This is a genomic window from Pantoea sp. CCBC3-3-1, from assembly GCF_007981265.1.
Taxonomy (GTDB): domain Bacteria; phylum Pseudomonadota; class Gammaproteobacteria; order Enterobacterales; family Enterobacteriaceae; genus Erwinia.
Genome location: NZ_CP034363.1, coordinates 4,538,327 through 4,552,197, shown reverse-complemented (window position 1 = coordinate 4,552,197; position 13,871 = coordinate 4,538,327). Strand labels below are relative to the sequence as shown.

Below are 13,871 nucleotides of genomic sequence, written 5' to 3'. Positions count from 1 at the left end.
CCCATGCTGTTGCTGATTGATAACTATGACTCTTTTACCTGGAATCTCTACCAATACTTTTGTGAACTGGGTGCCGATGTCCGGGTACACCGAAACGACGAATTGACGCTGGAAGAGATTGCTTCGCTTCAGCCTGAAAAACTGGTGATTTCACCGGGCCCCTGTACGCCAGACGATGCGGGCATCTCTCTGGCTGCTATCCGTGCGTTTGCCGGTAAGCTGCCGATTCTGGGCGTCTGCCTCGGTCATCAGGCTATCGCTCAGGCTTTTGGCGCGCGGGTGGTACGGGCGAGGGAAGTGATGCATGGCAAAACCTCCGCCATTGAACATAACGAAGGCGGCGTGTTTGCAGGACTAAATCATCCGCTAACGGTCACGCGTTATCACTCACTGATTGTTGAGAAGGATTCGCTGCCGCCGGACTTTACGGTGACGGCATGGTCACTGCGTGACGGGCAGCCGGATGAAATTATGGGATTCCGCCATCGCCAACTGCCGCTGGAAGGCGTGCAGTTTCATCCGGAAAGCATCCTCAGCGAACAGGGACATCAGCTGTTAAAAAATTTCCTCCGGCAATAGAGTTGCCTTTGAGTGATTTTTTATGCATATTTTATGATTATAATTTCACGTCTCTGTAACGTAAGAAAATGAGGTAGGCAATGGCAGCGGATAAATTAGCGGTAACGCGCTCAACGTTTGATGAAGTGATTTTGCCTGTTTATGCACCAGCGCAGTTTGTGCCGGTGAAAGGAAAAGGCAGCCGCGTCTGGGATCAGCAGGGCAAAGAATATATCGACTTCTCCGGTGGGATTGCCGTTACTGCGCTGGGTCATTGCCATCCTGCGCTGGTGGAAGCCCTGAAAACGCAGGGTGAAACGCTGTGGCATACCAGCAACGTATTCACTAACGAGCCTTCTCTGCGCCTGGCCAGCAAGCTGATTGCGGCGACCTTCGCTGAACGCGTGTTCTTTGCCAACTCCGGCGCGGAAGCGAACGAAGCCGCGTTTAAACTGGCTCGCTACTATGCTTCGAAGCGCCATTCGCCGTATAAAAGTAAAATCATCGCCTTCCATAATGCGTTCCACGGCCGCACTTTGTTTACCGTGTCCGTTGGTGGACAGCCTAAATACTCTGACGGTTTCGGCCCCAAACCGGCGGATATCGTCCATGTGCCGTTCAACGATCTGGCTGCGGTTAAAGCGGTAATTGATGATCACACCTGCGCCATCGTGGTTGAGCCAATCCAGGGCGAAGGCGGCATTGTGCCTGCGACGCCAGAGTTTATGCAGGGACTGCGTCAGCTGTGTGATGAACATCAGGCGCTGCTGGTACTGGATGAAGTGCAGAGCGGCATGGGCCGTAGCGGCAAGCTGTTTGCCTGTGAGCATTACGGCGTGAATCCAGACATTCTGACCACCGCTAAAGCGCTGGGCGGCGGCTTCCCGGTGAGTGCGATGCTGACCACCAATGAAATCGCCTCCGCGATGGCGCCGGGCGTTCACGGCACCACTTATGGCGGCAATCCGCTGGCCTGTGCCGTAGCCGAAGCCGCGCTGGATATTATCAACACGGAAGAAGTACTCAGCGGTGTTGAAACGCGGCGTGAGCTGTTCGTCACTGCATTAAAAGCGCTGGATGCGAAGCTGGATCTGTTCAGCGAAATTCGTGGCAAAGGACTGCTGATTGGTGCGGCGTTGAAACCTCAGCATGCGGGTAAAGCGCGCGATATCCTTAACGCCGCAGCGGCCGAAGGCGTCATGATCCTGAATGCGGGAACGGATGTTATCCGCTTTGCGCCATCGCTGGTTATTGAGCCTGCCGATATTGAAGAAGGCATGACGCGCTTCGCTGAGGCCGTGAAGAAAGTGCTGGCGTAAGCCAGAAGGCCGGAAGCCGTTAACACAGGCTTCCGGCTGCCCTTCAGGACTTACGCAGACGCCTCGACAGCCAGCGTCCATGATGCGGTCGGCTGCTCCAGGCCAGTGAAGAGAGGGTATGCATGACGCTCAGGTGTCCCAAAATCTGCTTCACATGCCTTTCCAGAATAGTGACCGGCCCCTGATTAGACTCCGTCTTATCGTCCAGCACGTTACTTCCCGAACTCGGGCCATCATACTCAAGCCGCTGCTGGCAGCGCTGCAAGGCTATTTCGCAGCTTTGCAGATAACGTTCCGCCAGCTGCGGCGTCAGCATGGTGTGCTCACGGGCCAGAATCGTCATCGCATTAATATGCTCCACGATAAACTGGCTGTGCGTTACCCACAGCTTCATATCTGACAGATAGCTGTTATCAAATCCCGGCTCCAGCATCGACTGATTCAGCGAATTGAACAGCGCGTTATGCGCCTGGTTAACCCGTATGCGCTGATAAGCAAGCTTCTCGGGCTTCTGCTCATCGCCCAGCAGCATCTGTAGCGCCTCCTGATAGGTTTCCAGCGCGTCATGCGCATTCTGCCGCAGCAGGCCGCTCTGCCACTGCGGCCACAGCCAGATCATCCCGCCGAAGGCAATCAGGCAGCCCATCAGCGTATCCAACAGGCGCGGCAGCAGGAAGTCCGCACCGTTCAGTGAGAGTAGCTGTAGCGAGTAAACCGCCGTCACCGTAAAACCAATCGTCGCCAGACCGTAAAATTTGCGGATAAACAGGTAGCTCACCAGCGTAATAATCAGCATTACCAACAGGACGGCAGATTGCGGAACCTGAAGGCGTAAGGCGACAGCCGCCACAATTAAGCCGCCCAGCGTGCCGAGCGCACGGTTTTGGATGCGCACCCGCGTGGCGCTGTAGCCGTTCTGACTGACCACCATCACCGTCATCAGGATCCAGTAAGGCTTGGGCAGGTTAAAAAACAGCGCCAGCGAGCTGGCAAAAGTGAGCATCACGGCAAAGCGGCCTGCGGTGCGTAGCGCAGTCGACTTGAGCGATAAATAGTTTTTGATTGCTGGCAGCAGCGGTAAGCGGCGCTGGCGATCGGCCATCAAGTCGCGTTGATAAAGGGGACGCTGCGTGCGCAGAACGCGAGCGATACGGCTGAAATGGTAAGAGCAGAACGTTCCAACCGGGTTATCAGGATGCTGGCGGGCAATTTTTTCTAATGCCCCAAGCTGCTTATCCATGGAGAAGCGCTCGGAGAGCTTGTGATAAAGAATGTCGTCGGCCAGCTGCCGCAACCGGGCCGCGATAGTCTGAGCATTCCAGCGGATCACCGCCTCGGCATGGCTTTTCTCCACCAGCTTTTGCACTTCTTCCGGCTGATGCAGACTCACGGAGATGTGCTCCTGCAAATCCAGCGCTACCTGAAAGGCGCGCGTCAATCGCTTGTGGTGATTATCGTTGCTGGCTGCCAGCATATGCATTTGCTGATAGCAGTTGGTAATCAGGTCGACCGCTTTTTGCTGGCGGGCCAGTAATGGCGGCAGCGATTTCTCCGGGTCGCTAAGGCGGGTCAGCAGGGTATATTTCGCTTCGCAGTAGCCCGCCAGCTCGCGGTATAACAGGCTGAGCGTTTCGCGCATCGGTTGCTCTTTCCACAGCCAGAACCAGAACCAGTTAAATGCGCCATACCAAACTGTGCCAAGGATATAGAGCAGCGGCGGTTCCCAAATGGGCATTCTTCCCGCCAGGCTGAGGGTAAAAATACCGGCAATCAGCGAGCTGGGGAGCAAACGACCATGCAGCGGGCTGATTTCGCCCGTCACGCCCAGCAGCAGAGCCATTGCAAACAGAATGGCAGGCAGGGGAATGGCATGATTGCCTAAATACTGGACCAGAAAACTGCTCAGTGCGAACAGGCCGCCGCCAACCATCAGCCGCTTGAAAAAGCGCTTATGCGGGGTATCGAGACCGGCAATGTTGCAGCAGGCCGGCACAAGAGAAAACAGCAGTCCTTTTTGCAGGTCACCCAGCAGCCATCCAATAGCGACCGGTAAACAGAGCACCAGCGTCTGACGCAGCGCGTAGTTGACCTCGGGATGATAGATAATTCGACGCCACATCACTGTATACCAATAAAAAAGGCGCAACAGAGGCGTTGCGCCGTGGATTCAGAGCCGGTTAGCGAGTGCCGTAAACTACGATGGTTTTACCATGCGCGGAGATCAGGTTCTGATCTTCCAGCATTTTCAGAATGCGACCTACGGTTTCACGCGAGCAGCCAACAATCTGGCCGATCTCCTGGCGGGTGATTTTAATCTGCATCCCGTCCGGGTGAGTCATGGCATCCGGCTGTTTAGCCAGGTTTAACAAGGTTTGCGCGATGCGACCTGTCACATCGAGGAAAGCTAAATTGCCGACTTTCTCAGACGTCACCTGCAGGCGGCGCGCCATCTGTGATGAAAGACGCATCAGGATGTCAGGGTTGACCTGAATCAGCTGGCGAAATTTTTTATAGGAAATTTCAGCCACTTCGCAGGCCGTTTTCGCTCGCACCCAGGCGCTGCGTTCCTGACCTTCTTCAAACAGGCCAAGCTCACCAATAAAATCGCCCTGATTGAGGTAAGAGAGGATCATCTCTTTACCTTCTTCATCCTTGATCAATACGGCTACCGCGCCTTTAACGATGTAGTAAAGCGTTTCCGCTTTTTCACCCTGATGAATCAGCGTGCTTTTGGATGGATACTTGTGAATATGGCAATGTGACAGGAACCATTCAAGTGTCGGGTCTGTTTGCGGTTTGCCGAGAACCATTCGCTGTTATCCTCTGTTGTTATCGTGCCTAAATACAGGGGCAGAGTTCCCTGTCAGGCGTTGAAATGGTCAAGCGTTTCCCATCAAGGAAATTTATTCGGGCTTCTGTTGAAAGCCTGGCTCGTTATGTCGTCCCTTTTCGTCTTGTATGTAGAGTACTGACGAAATTATTACAGCTTTGTTTGTAGCACAGCTTTGCATGGGTGTCTTCTGTTGTCTCGCTTCAGCATAGTGCTATTTATGTCGCATTGCCGTTTTTGTTGTCCGGACCTGAAGGTAAGATAACTGAATGAATTAGAGGAGTTTGTTATGCAGGCACGTATCAAATGGGTGGAAGGGCTGACCTTTTTGGGAGAATCCTCATCCGGTCATCAGGTTTTAATGGATGGTAACGCCGGTGATAAAGCACCCAGCCCAATGGAAATGTTGCTCATGGCGGCCGGAGGATGCAGCGCGATAGATGTCGTTTCTATTCTGCAAAAAGGACGTCACGACGTCAGGGATTGCGAGGTCAAACTGACGTCAGAGCGGCGTGAGGCGGCGCCGCGTATATTTACGCATATTAATCTGCATTTTATCGTTAGCGGAAAGGCGCTGGAGGAAAAAATCGTTGCTCGCGCGGTCCAGCTCTCCGCAGAAAAATATTGTCCGGTCGCGCTGATGCTGGGGAAGGGCGTGAAGCTGACCCACAGCTTTTCTATCGTTGCACAGTAGCGAGCGGGAAACGCCGCTACTCGATCTTTTTGCCCTCGATCAGTCGCTTCACCAGGGGTCCCATTATCAGTTCCATCGCCAGCCCCATTTTGCCGCCCGGCACCACCAGCGTGTTGATATGGGAAATGAAAGAGCCTTGCAGCATGCTCAGCAGATAGGGAAAGTCGATATCCTCCAGCGCCTGGAAATGAATAACCACAAAGCTTTCATCCAGCGAGGGAATGCCGCGAGCCGCAAAGGGATTTGAGGTATCAACAGTGGGTACGCGCTGAAAATTAATGTGGGTGCGGGAAAACTGCGGCGTAATAAAGTTGATGTAGTCTTCCATTGAGCGCACGACGGAATCCATGACCGCTTCGCGAGAGTGCCCACGCTCGCTGGTATCACGAACCAGCTTCTGTATCCATTCCAGGTTAACGATCGGCACCACGCCGACCAGCAGATCGACATTTTGCGCCACGTTATTCTGCGGCGTAACGACGCCGCCGTGCAGACCTTCGTAAAACAGGACGTCTGTCGGTTCGGGTAGCGGTTGCCAGGGGGTGAAGGTTCCCGGCACCTGGTTCCACGGCACCGCCTCATCATAAGTGTGCAGATATTTGCGCGATTTGCCGCTGCCGGTCAGCCCGTATTCAACGAAGGTATGTTCCAGCAGCGCAAAGTCATTGGCCTCGGGTCCAAAGTAGCTGATATGGCGGCCCATATCGCGTGCTTTACGGATTGCCATATCCATTTCCGGCCGGGTAAAGCGGTGAAAGCTGTCGCCTTCAACCTCCGCGGCGTGCAGGTTCAGCTGCTGAAAGATTTTGCGAAAGGCCAGGCTGGTGGTGGTGGTTCCTGCGCCGCTGGAGCCGGTGACGGCAATCACGGGATGTTTGGCTGACATACTTAGCGCTCTCTGAAAAGGTCATGGCGATCCCGCATTGGTATCACGTTTTGCGCATTTGTGTCACGTTCATGCGCAGAAGATAAGCACAGCGACCTACTCGCGGAACTGACCACGCGGCATGATGTTCACCGTTTCATGCAGTTCCGACCACACCAGAACCGCTTCACCGCTTTCAAGCTGACGCCTGACGTCGTTGACTTTCTGCTCCAGCGATCGCTCCTGTTCACCGTAATCGGTGCCTTCACGCAGCACGAAAGCTTCAATGAGGTTCGCGAGGGTTTCCGAATCGAGTTCTTTCCAGGGAATAATCATGTTAGTTGTCCAGCCAGGTTGAAAGCCATTGAGGGATGCGTTGTTCCAGCCACATCTGCGGCTTACGCAATGTTCCGCCGACAAATCCTACATGTCCGCCGTGTTGCGTAAGCTGATATTCAACATTGGCGGGTAGCATCGCTGCGGCGGGAATGACCTCACTGGTCATAAAGGGGTCGTCTTTCGCATGGATAATCAGTAACGGCTTAGTGACGCCAGGCAATAACGGCATCGCGCTGCAACGGCGATAATAGTCGGTGGCATCCTGAAAACCGTGTGCTCTGGCGGTGATGGCATCGTCGAAATCGCGCAGTTTCTTCAACGCTTTTAGCTGCGTTAAATCTACCGGCAGGGTGCCAGGCCACTTGTTCAGTTTTCGCGTTGCGTTTTGCTTCAGCAAGTTTAGCAGGTAGCGCTGATAAATCCGCGAAAAGCCTTGTTCCAGACGAAGGCTGCACGGCTCCAGCATCAGTGGCGCGGAGACAACCACGGCGGCATCCAGCAGGCAGCCGTCGCCCTGCTCCCCCAGCAGGCAGGCCAGCATATTGCCGCCAAGAGAAAATCCTACTGCGGCAGTCGGCACCGTGCCAAATTCATCCGTCAGCCATTGCAGAAAGTAGCTGGCGTCGCCCGTTTCGCCGGAATGGTAGATGCGTTCCAGCCGGTTCGGCTCGCCGCTACAGCCGCGAAAGTGCATGACCACGCCCAGCCAGCCGCGCTGCTGACAGGCTTGCAGCAGGCCGTGCGCATAAGGACTGTTAACGCTGCCTTCCAGGCCGTGAAACAGTACAACGCGCGGTTTGTGGCGGGCGAAGGTGGGGTCTTCGCTCCAGGCCAAATCAACAAAGTCGCTGTCCGGCAAGGTCAGACGCTGCCAGTGGGGCTTCAGCAAAATTCGCCGACGAACCAGGCGCGGCAAAACGGTCTGCAAATGCGCGTTACTCATACCGGTTATCGGTTGAAAGACGTTGCTCGTCAGGTGATCAAAATTCATGTTCAAAAGGCTTGTAGGATCTCTGTCACATTGCTAGCTTCGATGAGTTCGTTTCTGATCAGGGGTGAGGAGCACCCGTTTCATATGGAACTGAGTCTTTTTTTATCTATGTTGGGCTTTTTGTGGGTCGCTGCGATTACGCCCGGCCCTAATAATATGTTACTCACCGCCTCTGGCGCCAATTTTGGTTTCCTGCGTTCGCTGTGGTTGCTGATTGGCATCATGATTGGTATGCAGGTCATGCTGCTCATGGTGGCGTTTGGCATTGGTGGATTGATCCTGCTTTATCCTTCCCTGCACCTTTTCCTGAAAATAGCCGGCAGTGCTTATTTGCTGTGGCTGGCCTGGAAAATTGCCTCGGCGAAATATGAAAAACTGGAGACCGGCGACGGTCCGGCAACGCCTATGCCGTTCTGGCAAGGTGGATTGCTACAGCTTATCAACCCTAAAGCGTGGCTGATGGCGTTAGGCGCGGTCGCCAGCTTCAGCCTGGCAGGAGAAGCCTACCGCAGTTCGGTAATCGCTATCAGCTTCGCCATGGCGTTGGTGAACCTCGTTTCAGGCTTGATCTGGCTGGGCTTTGGCTCGCTGATAGGGCAAATCTTACGTAGCCGCCGTGCCTGGACAATCTTTAACGTAGCGATGGGGCTTTTGACCGCCGCCTGTGTACTGCTGATTTGGCACTGAGCAACTTAAAATAAATTTCATTTGTTCATTAAAAGCCATCGTGAAAATTGATGGCTTTTTAAAATGGCTATTTCCTGTTTGCATTGCATTATTAACCTGAGAATGAAAATTGAGCAGTCGCAGGCCTTTTTTAAACTATTGCGGCTATTTAATAATTGTGATATTTATTCTAAATGTTTTTATTTTGACAAGGAACTGTCAGATGTTAGAACCTAAGAAAGGATTACTGACATTTAGAGCCGAAGGGGACGATTTTAAGGGGGGGCGCAACTATTCCCGTAAAATCCATTGGCCCGGTGTGTTCAGCGGTTGTGCCAAAAATAATTCCGGGGTAACTATTGGAAGAGGTTTTGACTTGGGGGACAGGTCAAAGCAAGAAATAATAACGGAGTTAAGACGGGCTGGAATTCCAAATGATCAGGCAAGTAAAATTGCTGGAGCAGCGGGTTTGAAGGGGTGTTTAGCCGGAGATTACGTAAAAAATAATAAAGAAGATATTGGCGAGATCTCCGATTATCAGCAGCTAAAATTATTCGAAGTTACCTATAATGCTATAGAAAATGATGTGAAGAGGATATGCCAGAAGAGTGCTACGATAAAAGCTTATCACCCCAACCCAAAAGCTTTACTTGGGCAGGCATGGCAAGATATTCCTGATAAAATAAAAGAAGTACTTATAGATCTGCGTTACCGGGGGGACTACACGCCACATATAAGAAGTTTATTACAACGTCATGCTTATGCGGGAGATGTACCAGGTTTTGGCAGGATATTATCCAACAGAGATTTATGGCCTAAGGTTCCGCAGGAGAGATTTTTTCGAAGAGTGAGATTCTATGAAAATTAAAATTTTCTTATTCATTATTACGTTCTGCATTGCTGCCTGCGCTTGCTCTTCATCGGAAATTGAGCAGTCATCTGCAATTAATGAGAAATATTCAAGGCAAATGGAGCAAGCCAGAAATAAATTAGATTACGCAATAAAAAATCAAGTGGATAACAATCCGGAAAAAAAGGATTTAATCATTGCGTTAAAAGATGCCTGGGAAAGAACTAATTACTATAAATGCCAGCTTGAAAGCTTCGATTCATTAAAAACTCAGGCGGAGGGGGTTGAAGTAAACGATTGTTTGACGCATCAATATCTGATTGAGTCGCAATATTTTAATAACTTACTACCCTAAAACGTTGCCAAAAGGTGTCCAACATTCTGAACAGCTTCCGATCGCCTTTTTATCATTCCAGTGACGGCGAGCGCGGTACAGGTTGCAAAGTCATTTTCTGCCAATAGAATCCCACTTTTCTTCTAAGCAAATAAAGTTATAACCGATAATTTTTAATTACTTCTGCGCGCTTATCGCTCTCGGTTACAAAGGCGTTATTCACCTTATAACGATAACGACGGAGCAGGGCCATGGCGCGTAAATTCACTCTTTCTATTCTTGCAGCAGCACTTTCGCTTTCCGCGCTCAGCGCACAGGCGGTCGATGTAACTATTGCTTATCAGACCTCCGCTGAGCCTGCCAAAGTGGCGCAGGCCGACAACACATTTGCCAAAGAAAGTGGCGCGAAAGTGGACTGGCGCAAATTCGACAGCGGTTCCAGCGTGGTCAGAGCACTGGCTTCCGGCGACGTGCAAATCGGTAATATCGGCTCCAGCCCGCTGGCAGTAGCCGCCAGCCAACAGGTGCCGATTGAAGTCTTCCTGCTGGCTTCTCAGCTGGGCAATTCCGAGGCGCTGGTGGTCAAAAAGGGCATCAAAAATCCTCAGGATCTGATCGGCAAACGTATTGCCGTACCTTTCATTTCTACAACGCATTACAGCCTGCTTTCCGCGCTTAAGCACTGGGGCATCAAGCCCGATCAGGTACAAATTCTTAATCTCCAGCCGCCAGCGATTATTGCCGCCTGGCAGCGTGGCGATATTGATGGCGCCTACGTCTGGGCACCGGCAGTCAATGAACTGGAAAAGGAAGGCACCGTGCTGACCGACTCCGCGCAGGTAGGTAAATGGGGTTCGCCAACGCTGGATGTGTGGGTGGTACGTAAAGACTTTGCTGAACAGCATCCTGACGTGGTGACGGCTTTTGCCCGCAGCGCGATTAACGCCCAAAAAGGCTATCTTGATAATCCTGAGCAGTGGCTGAAAGAGAGCGGCAATCTGAGCAAGCTGTCACGTCTGAGCGGCGTGCCTTCGCTCCAGGTGCCAGGTCTGGTAAAAGGCAACACCTATCTGACCGCGCAGCAGCAGGTCGAACAGCTGGCGCAGCCGGTCAACAAAGCCATTATCGATACCGCTCAGTTCCTGAAAGAGCAGGGCAAAGTGCCGCAGGTCGCCAGTGACTACAGCGGCTTCGTTACCAACCGTTTTGTTAAAAATCTCAGCCAGTAGGAGTCGCTATGCTTTCGGTCTCGCATCTCACGGCTCGCTATGATGGCCATCTTGCGCTTGAAGATATCAATTTATCGATCGACCAGGGCGAACTGGTGGTGGTGCTTGGCCCGTCAGGCTGCGGCAAGACTACGCTGCTGAATCTGATTGCCGGTTTTCTGCCTGCGGAATCCGGCAGTATCACGCTGGACGGGAAAGCGGTGAACGGTCCCGGCGCCGAACGCGGCGTCGTGTTTCAGCACGAAGGGCTACTGCCGTGGCGCAACGTGCTGGACAACGTTGCATTCGGTTTGCAGCTGGCTGGCGTAGAGAAACAGCAGCGGCGCGAAATCGCCCGGCAAATGTTGAAAAAGGTTGGGTTACCTGATGCGGGGAAAAAGTTTATCTGGCAGCTTTCTGGCGGCATGCGTCAGCGGGTAGGCATTGCGCGTGCACTGGCAGCCGATCCTCAGCTGCTGCTGTTGGATGAACCTTTTGGCGCGCTGGATGCCTTTACCCGCGAGCAAATGCAGGAGCTGCTGCTGAATCTGTGGCGCGACAGCGGTAAACAGGTGCTGCTGATTACGCATGATATTGAAGAGGCCGTGTTTCTTGCCAGCGAGCTGATCCTTCTGTCGCCCGGCCCCGGAAAAATAATTGAACGGCTGCCGCTGGATTTTGGACGTCGCTACGCGGCGGGCGAGGCGTGCCGCAACATCAAATCCGATCCCGCTTTTATTGAGCGGCGTGAATATGTCTTGAGCCGGGTGTTCCAACAGCGTGAGGTGTTTTCATGAGTTTGCTGTCGACCGAAAAAACGTTGGCTCGCCGCCGTTCTGGCTGGCGCTGGCCGCTCAACCGGCAAATTACGCTGAGTCTGGCAACGATTCTGGCACTGCTGACCCTGTGGTGGGCCGTTACCGCACTCAAGCTGATTGCGCCGCTGTTTCTGCCCGCGCCGCAGCAGGTGTTTCATCAACTGCTGACGATTGCCAGTTCACAGGGTTTTATGGACGCGACCCTGTGGCAGCATCTCGCGGCGAGCCTGACCCGAATTGTGATTGCGCTGCTGGCAGCCGTGCTGATTGGCGTGCCCGTTGGCATCCTGATGGGGCTGAACGAAACCGCTCGCGGCATTCTTGATCCGCTGATTGAACTTTACCGTCCGGTGCCGCCGCTGGCCTATTTGCCGCTGATGGTGATCTGGTTTGGCATCGGCGAGACGTCAAAAATTTTACTGATTTACCTGGCCATTTTTGCCCCGGTTGCCATGTCGGCGCTGGCCGGCGTGAAAAGCGCTCAGCAGGTCAGGCTGAGAGCGGCGCGATCGCTGGGTGCGAATCGCTGGCAGGTGCTGTGGTACGTCGTTTTACCCGGCGCGCTGCCGGAAATCCTGACCGGGTTGCGCATTGGTCTTGGCGTCGGCTGGTCAACGCTGGTCGCTGCCGAGCTGATCGCCGCAACGCGTGGTTTGGGCTTTATGGTGCAGTCTGCCGGGGAGTTCCTCGCCACGGATGTCGTGCTGGCCGGCATTGCGGTTATCGCCCTGATCGCCTTTACCCTTGAGCTGGGGCTGCGAGCCTTGCAGCGCCGCTTAACCCCCTGGCATGGAGTACAATCATGAACGAACGTCTGACTATCAAAGCGCTGGGACCGTACATCGGTGCTCAGGTTTCCGATGTCGACCTCAGCCGCCCGCTGAGCGACGCCCAGTTTGAGCAGCTTTATCATGCGCTGATCCGCAATCAGGTGCTGTTTTTCCGTAATCAGCCGCTGACGCCTCAGCAACAGCGCGCTCTGGCCGCGCGTTTTGGCGATTTGCATATTCATCCGGTTTACCCGCATGCGCCAGATGTGGAAGAAATTATCGTACTGGATACGCATGACGATAATCCGCCAGACAATGATAACTGGCATACCGATGTGACTTTTATCGACACCCCGCCTGCTGGCGCAATTCTGGCGGCAAAACAGCTGCCCGAGACGGGCGGTGACACCTTATGGGCCAGTGGCATTGCGGCTTACGAGGCGCTGTCAGCCCCTTTTAAAGTGCTGCTGAATGGTTTGCAGGCCGAGCATGACTTCACCAAATCGTTTCAGGAATTTAAGTATCGAAAAAGTGAAGAGGAGCACGCGCGCTGGAAGCTGGCGGTAGAGAAAAATCCGCCGTTGCAGCACCCGGTCATTCGCACGCATCCGGTCAGCGGCAAGCAGGCGCTGTTTGTTAACGAAGGTTTTACCACACGCATTGTCGACCTCAGCCAGAAGGAAAGCGACGCGCTGCTCACTTTCCTGTTTGCCCACATCACCAAACCCGAGTTTCAGGTACGCTGGCGCTGGCAGGAAAACGACGTTGCTATCTGGGACAACCGGGTAACACAGCATTACGCCAACGCGGATTATCTGCCCGCGCGGCGGATTATGCATCGTGCCACGATTTTGGGTGATAAGCCGTTTTATCGGGCGAATGAGGCGTAGCGTTAAGCCTCAGTCGGTCATTAAGTTGCGCGAGAAATTGCGAATATCGGCACCCGCTTTTAATCGATACAGCTTTGCCTTACGCGCACCGGTGGCCACGCTGTCGCCGGTCTCTTCAAACATATCGGCCGCGTCGAAGCGGCGGATCAAACTCTTACGCTGTATCGGCCTGCCCAGAATGGTTTCGGTCACTTCCTGCAACTGGGTCAGGGTAAATGCCGTGGGCAGGCAATAAACTGGCAACAGGGAATAGAGCGTCTTCTGCCGCAGTCGTTGTAAAGCCGTAGCAATGATTTGCGGGTGATCGAAAGCCAGATCGTTACGCTGATGAAGTTCTGCTACTGGCTGCCACTGAACATCGCTCACATCTTCACTCTGCACATGGCAGCTTTCGGCGGCGATCAGCGCATACCATGCTGTTGTCAGACTCCAGCCGCGCGGATCGCGCTGAGCGCCTGAAAAGGTCTCCAGCTGTTCCAGCCACGGCGGTGTCACTCCGGTTTTTTCCTGCAATTTTCTCATTGCCGTCGCTTTGACGGAATCATCGTGCTGCAAGTCGATAAACCCTCCGGGTAATCCCCAGCGCCCCAGATGGGGATGATTGGCGCGCTTCACCAGTAAAACGCAAAGCTGCTGGTGATAGAGGGTAAAGAGCACGCTGTCGACGGTGACAATCGGCGTCGGATAACGCGAGGCATCGTAGTTTGCCAGATAGCTTTCTTCTGAACTCATTAGGGTT

Annotated in this window: 16 protein-coding genes; 10 read left to right on the top strand and 6 right to left on the bottom strand. The window is 53.4% G+C overall.

Going from position 1 to position 13,871, the window contains the following annotated elements; all coding sequences use genetic code 11:
* The first annotated feature begins 3 nt into the window (after nucleotides 1-3).
* Both EHV07_RS21400 and EHV07_RS21395 read left to right on the top strand, forming a co-directional pair.
* The gene (locus EHV07_RS21400; RefSeq protein ID WP_147200116.1) at nucleotides 4-579 is read left to right on the top strand and encodes an aminodeoxychorismate synthase component II; all 576 of its coding nucleotides are present in this window, start codon (nucleotides 4-6) and stop codon (nucleotides 577-579) included.
* Nucleotides 580-659: 80 nt separating this feature from the next.
* Entirely contained in the window at nucleotides 660-1,877 is a 1,218-nt protein-coding gene (locus EHV07_RS21395; RefSeq protein ID WP_147200115.1) for an aspartate aminotransferase family protein, read from the top strand.
* A gap of 43 nt (nucleotides 1,878-1,920) precedes the next feature.
* Here EHV07_RS21395 and EHV07_RS21390 read toward each other — a convergent pair whose 3' ends face one another.
* Both EHV07_RS21390 and crp read right to left on the bottom strand, forming a co-directional pair.
* On the bottom strand, nucleotides 1,921-3,996 hold the full coding sequence (locus EHV07_RS21390; protein WP_147200114.1) for a YccS/YhfK family putative transporter: 2,076 nt from the start codon (nucleotides 3,994-3,996) through the stop codon (nucleotides 1,921-1,923).
* 58 nt (nucleotides 3,997-4,054) lie between these two features.
* Entirely contained in the window at nucleotides 4,055-4,687 is a 633-nt protein-coding gene (crp, locus tag EHV07_RS21385) for a cAMP-activated global transcriptional regulator CRP (RefSeq protein ID WP_017803012.1), read from the bottom strand.
* 309 nt (nucleotides 4,688-4,996) lie between these two features.
* Between crp and EHV07_RS21380 the strand changes: the two genes are divergently transcribed.
* Nucleotides 4,997-5,401 carry an OsmC family protein gene (locus EHV07_RS21380; protein WP_147200113.1) on the top strand — a complete coding sequence of 135 codons (405 nt, stop codon included), beginning with the start codon at nucleotides 4,997-4,999 and terminating at the stop codon, nucleotides 5,399-5,401.
* Between the two features lie 16 nt (nucleotides 5,402-5,417).
* Here the strand turns inward: EHV07_RS21380 and EHV07_RS21375 are convergent, their stop codons facing one another.
* The 3 genes from EHV07_RS21375 to EHV07_RS21365 all read right to left on the bottom strand — a co-directional run bounded on the left by EHV07_RS21375 (nucleotide 5,418) and on the right by EHV07_RS21365 (nucleotide 7,596).
* Entirely contained in the window at nucleotides 5,418-6,287 is an 870-nt protein-coding gene (locus EHV07_RS21375) for a phosphoribulokinase (RefSeq protein ID WP_147200112.1), read from the bottom strand.
* Nucleotides 6,288-6,383: 96 nt separating this feature from the next.
* Entirely contained in the window at nucleotides 6,384-6,602 is a 219-nt protein-coding gene (locus EHV07_RS21370; RefSeq protein ID WP_147200111.1) for a YheU family protein, read from the bottom strand.
* A gap of 1 nt (nucleotide 6,603) precedes the next feature.
* The gene (locus EHV07_RS21365; RefSeq protein WP_147200110.1) at nucleotides 6,604-7,596 is read right to left on the bottom strand and encodes a hydrolase; all 993 of its coding nucleotides are present in this window, start codon (nucleotides 7,594-7,596) and stop codon (nucleotides 6,604-6,606) included.
* Between the two features lie 84 nt (nucleotides 7,597-7,680).
* Between EHV07_RS21365 and EHV07_RS21360 the strand changes: the two genes are divergently transcribed.
* From EHV07_RS21360 to tauD, 7 genes are all read left to right on the top strand, one after another.
* Nucleotides 7,681-8,283 (top strand): LysE family translocator, encoded by a 603-nt coding sequence (locus EHV07_RS21360; RefSeq protein ID WP_147200109.1) that lies wholly within the window; start codon nucleotides 7,681-7,683, stop codon nucleotides 8,281-8,283.
* Between the two features lie 202 nt (nucleotides 8,284-8,485).
* Nucleotides 8,486-9,130 carry a pesticin C-terminus-like muramidase gene (locus EHV07_RS21355; RefSeq protein WP_147200108.1) on the top strand — a complete coding sequence of 215 codons (645 nt, stop codon included), beginning with the start codon at nucleotides 8,486-8,488 and terminating at the stop codon, nucleotides 9,128-9,130.
* Nucleotides 9,120-9,467, top strand: coding sequence for a hypothetical protein (locus tag EHV07_RS21350; RefSeq protein ID WP_147200107.1), 348 nt, complete (start codon nucleotides 9,120-9,122; stop codon nucleotides 9,465-9,467). Before EHV07_RS21355 ends, EHV07_RS21350 begins: the two co-directional genes overlap by 11 nt.
* 230 nt (nucleotides 9,468-9,697) lie before the next feature.
* Complete coding sequence (tauA, locus tag EHV07_RS21345; protein ID WP_147200106.1) at nucleotides 9,698-10,675, top strand: taurine ABC transporter substrate-binding protein; 978 nt, start codon at nucleotides 9,698-9,700, stop codon at nucleotides 10,673-10,675.
* An 8-nt stretch (nucleotides 10,676-10,683) separates the two neighbouring features.
* Complete coding sequence (gene tauB, locus EHV07_RS21340; RefSeq protein WP_147200105.1) at nucleotides 10,684-11,451, top strand: taurine ABC transporter ATP-binding subunit; 768 nt, start codon at nucleotides 10,684-10,686, stop codon at nucleotides 11,449-11,451.
* Nucleotides 11,448-12,278: a taurine ABC transporter permease TauC gene (gene tauC, locus EHV07_RS21335; RefSeq protein ID WP_147200104.1), complete on the top strand. Its 831-nt coding sequence runs from the start codon at nucleotides 11,448-11,450 to the stop codon at nucleotides 12,276-12,278. The genes tauB and tauC overlap by 4 nt, the downstream gene beginning before the upstream one ends.
* Nucleotides 12,275-13,132: a taurine dioxygenase gene (gene tauD, locus EHV07_RS21330; RefSeq protein ID WP_147200103.1), complete on the top strand. Its 858-nt coding sequence runs from the start codon at nucleotides 12,275-12,277 to the stop codon at nucleotides 13,130-13,132. Before tauC ends, tauD begins: the two co-directional genes overlap by 4 nt.
* A gap of 9 nt (nucleotides 13,133-13,141) precedes the next feature.
* Here tauD and EHV07_RS21325 read toward each other — a convergent pair whose 3' ends face one another.
* A complete protein-coding gene (locus EHV07_RS21325) occupies nucleotides 13,142-13,864 on the bottom strand; it encodes an NUDIX domain-containing protein (protein WP_147200102.1) in 723 nt (240 codons plus the stop codon).
* Nucleotides 13,865-13,871 lie beyond the last annotated feature (7 nt).

What these genes read in the sequence shown, in the direction of transcription:
- EHV07_RS21355 (WP_147200108.1), top strand. Translation starts at nt 8,486, where the DNA reads ATGTTAGAACCTAAGAAAGGATTACTGACATTTAGAGCCGAAGGGGAC.
- crp (WP_017803012.1), bottom strand. Translation starts at nt 4,687, where the DNA reads ATGGTTCTCGGCAAACCGCAAACAGACCCGACACTTGAATGGTTCCTG.
- tauA (WP_147200106.1), top strand. Translation starts at nt 9,698, where the DNA reads ATGGCGCGTAAATTCACTCTTTCTATTCTTGCAGCAGCACTTTCGCTT.
- tauC (WP_147200104.1), top strand. Translation starts at nt 11,448, where the DNA reads ATGAGTTTGCTGTCGACCGAAAAAACGTTGGCTCGCCGCCGTTCTGGC.
- EHV07_RS21380 (WP_147200113.1), top strand. Translation starts at nt 4,997, where the DNA reads ATGCAGGCACGTATCAAATGGGTGGAAGGGCTGACCTTTTTGGGAGAA.
- tauB (WP_147200105.1), top strand. Translation starts at nt 10,684, where the DNA reads ATGCTTTCGGTCTCGCATCTCACGGCTCGCTATGATGGCCATCTTGCG.
- EHV07_RS21360 (WP_147200109.1), top strand. Translation starts at nt 7,681, where the DNA reads ATGGAACTGAGTCTTTTTTTATCTATGTTGGGCTTTTTGTGGGTCGCT.
- EHV07_RS21400 (WP_147200116.1), top strand. Translation starts at nt 4, where the DNA reads ATGCTGTTGCTGATTGATAACTATGACTCTTTTACCTGGAATCTCTAC.
- EHV07_RS21390 (WP_147200114.1), bottom strand. Translation starts at nt 3,996, where the DNA reads ATGTGGCGTCGAATTATCTATCATCCCGAGGTCAACTACGCGCTGCGT.
- EHV07_RS21375 (WP_147200112.1), bottom strand. Translation starts at nt 6,287, where the DNA reads ATGTCAGCCAAACATCCCGTGATTGCCGTCACCGGCTCCAGCGGCGCA.
- EHV07_RS21395 (WP_147200115.1), top strand. Translation starts at nt 660, where the DNA reads ATGGCAGCGGATAAATTAGCGGTAACGCGCTCAACGTTTGATGAAGTG.
- EHV07_RS21350 (WP_147200107.1), top strand. Translation starts at nt 9,120, where the DNA reads ATGAAAATTAAAATTTTCTTATTCATTATTACGTTCTGCATTGCTGCC.
- tauD (WP_147200103.1), top strand. Translation starts at nt 12,275, where the DNA reads ATGAACGAACGTCTGACTATCAAAGCGCTGGGACCGTACATCGGTGCT.
- EHV07_RS21370 (WP_147200111.1), bottom strand. Translation starts at nt 6,602, where the DNA reads ATGATTATTCCCTGGAAAGAACTCGATTCGGAAACCCTCGCGAACCTC.
- EHV07_RS21365 (WP_147200110.1), bottom strand. Translation starts at nt 7,596, where the DNA reads ATGAATTTTGATCACCTGACGAGCAACGTCTTTCAACCGATAACCGGT.
- EHV07_RS21325 (WP_147200102.1), bottom strand. Translation starts at nt 13,864, where the DNA reads ATGAGTTCAGAAGAAAGCTATCTGGCAAACTACGATGCCTCGCGTTAT.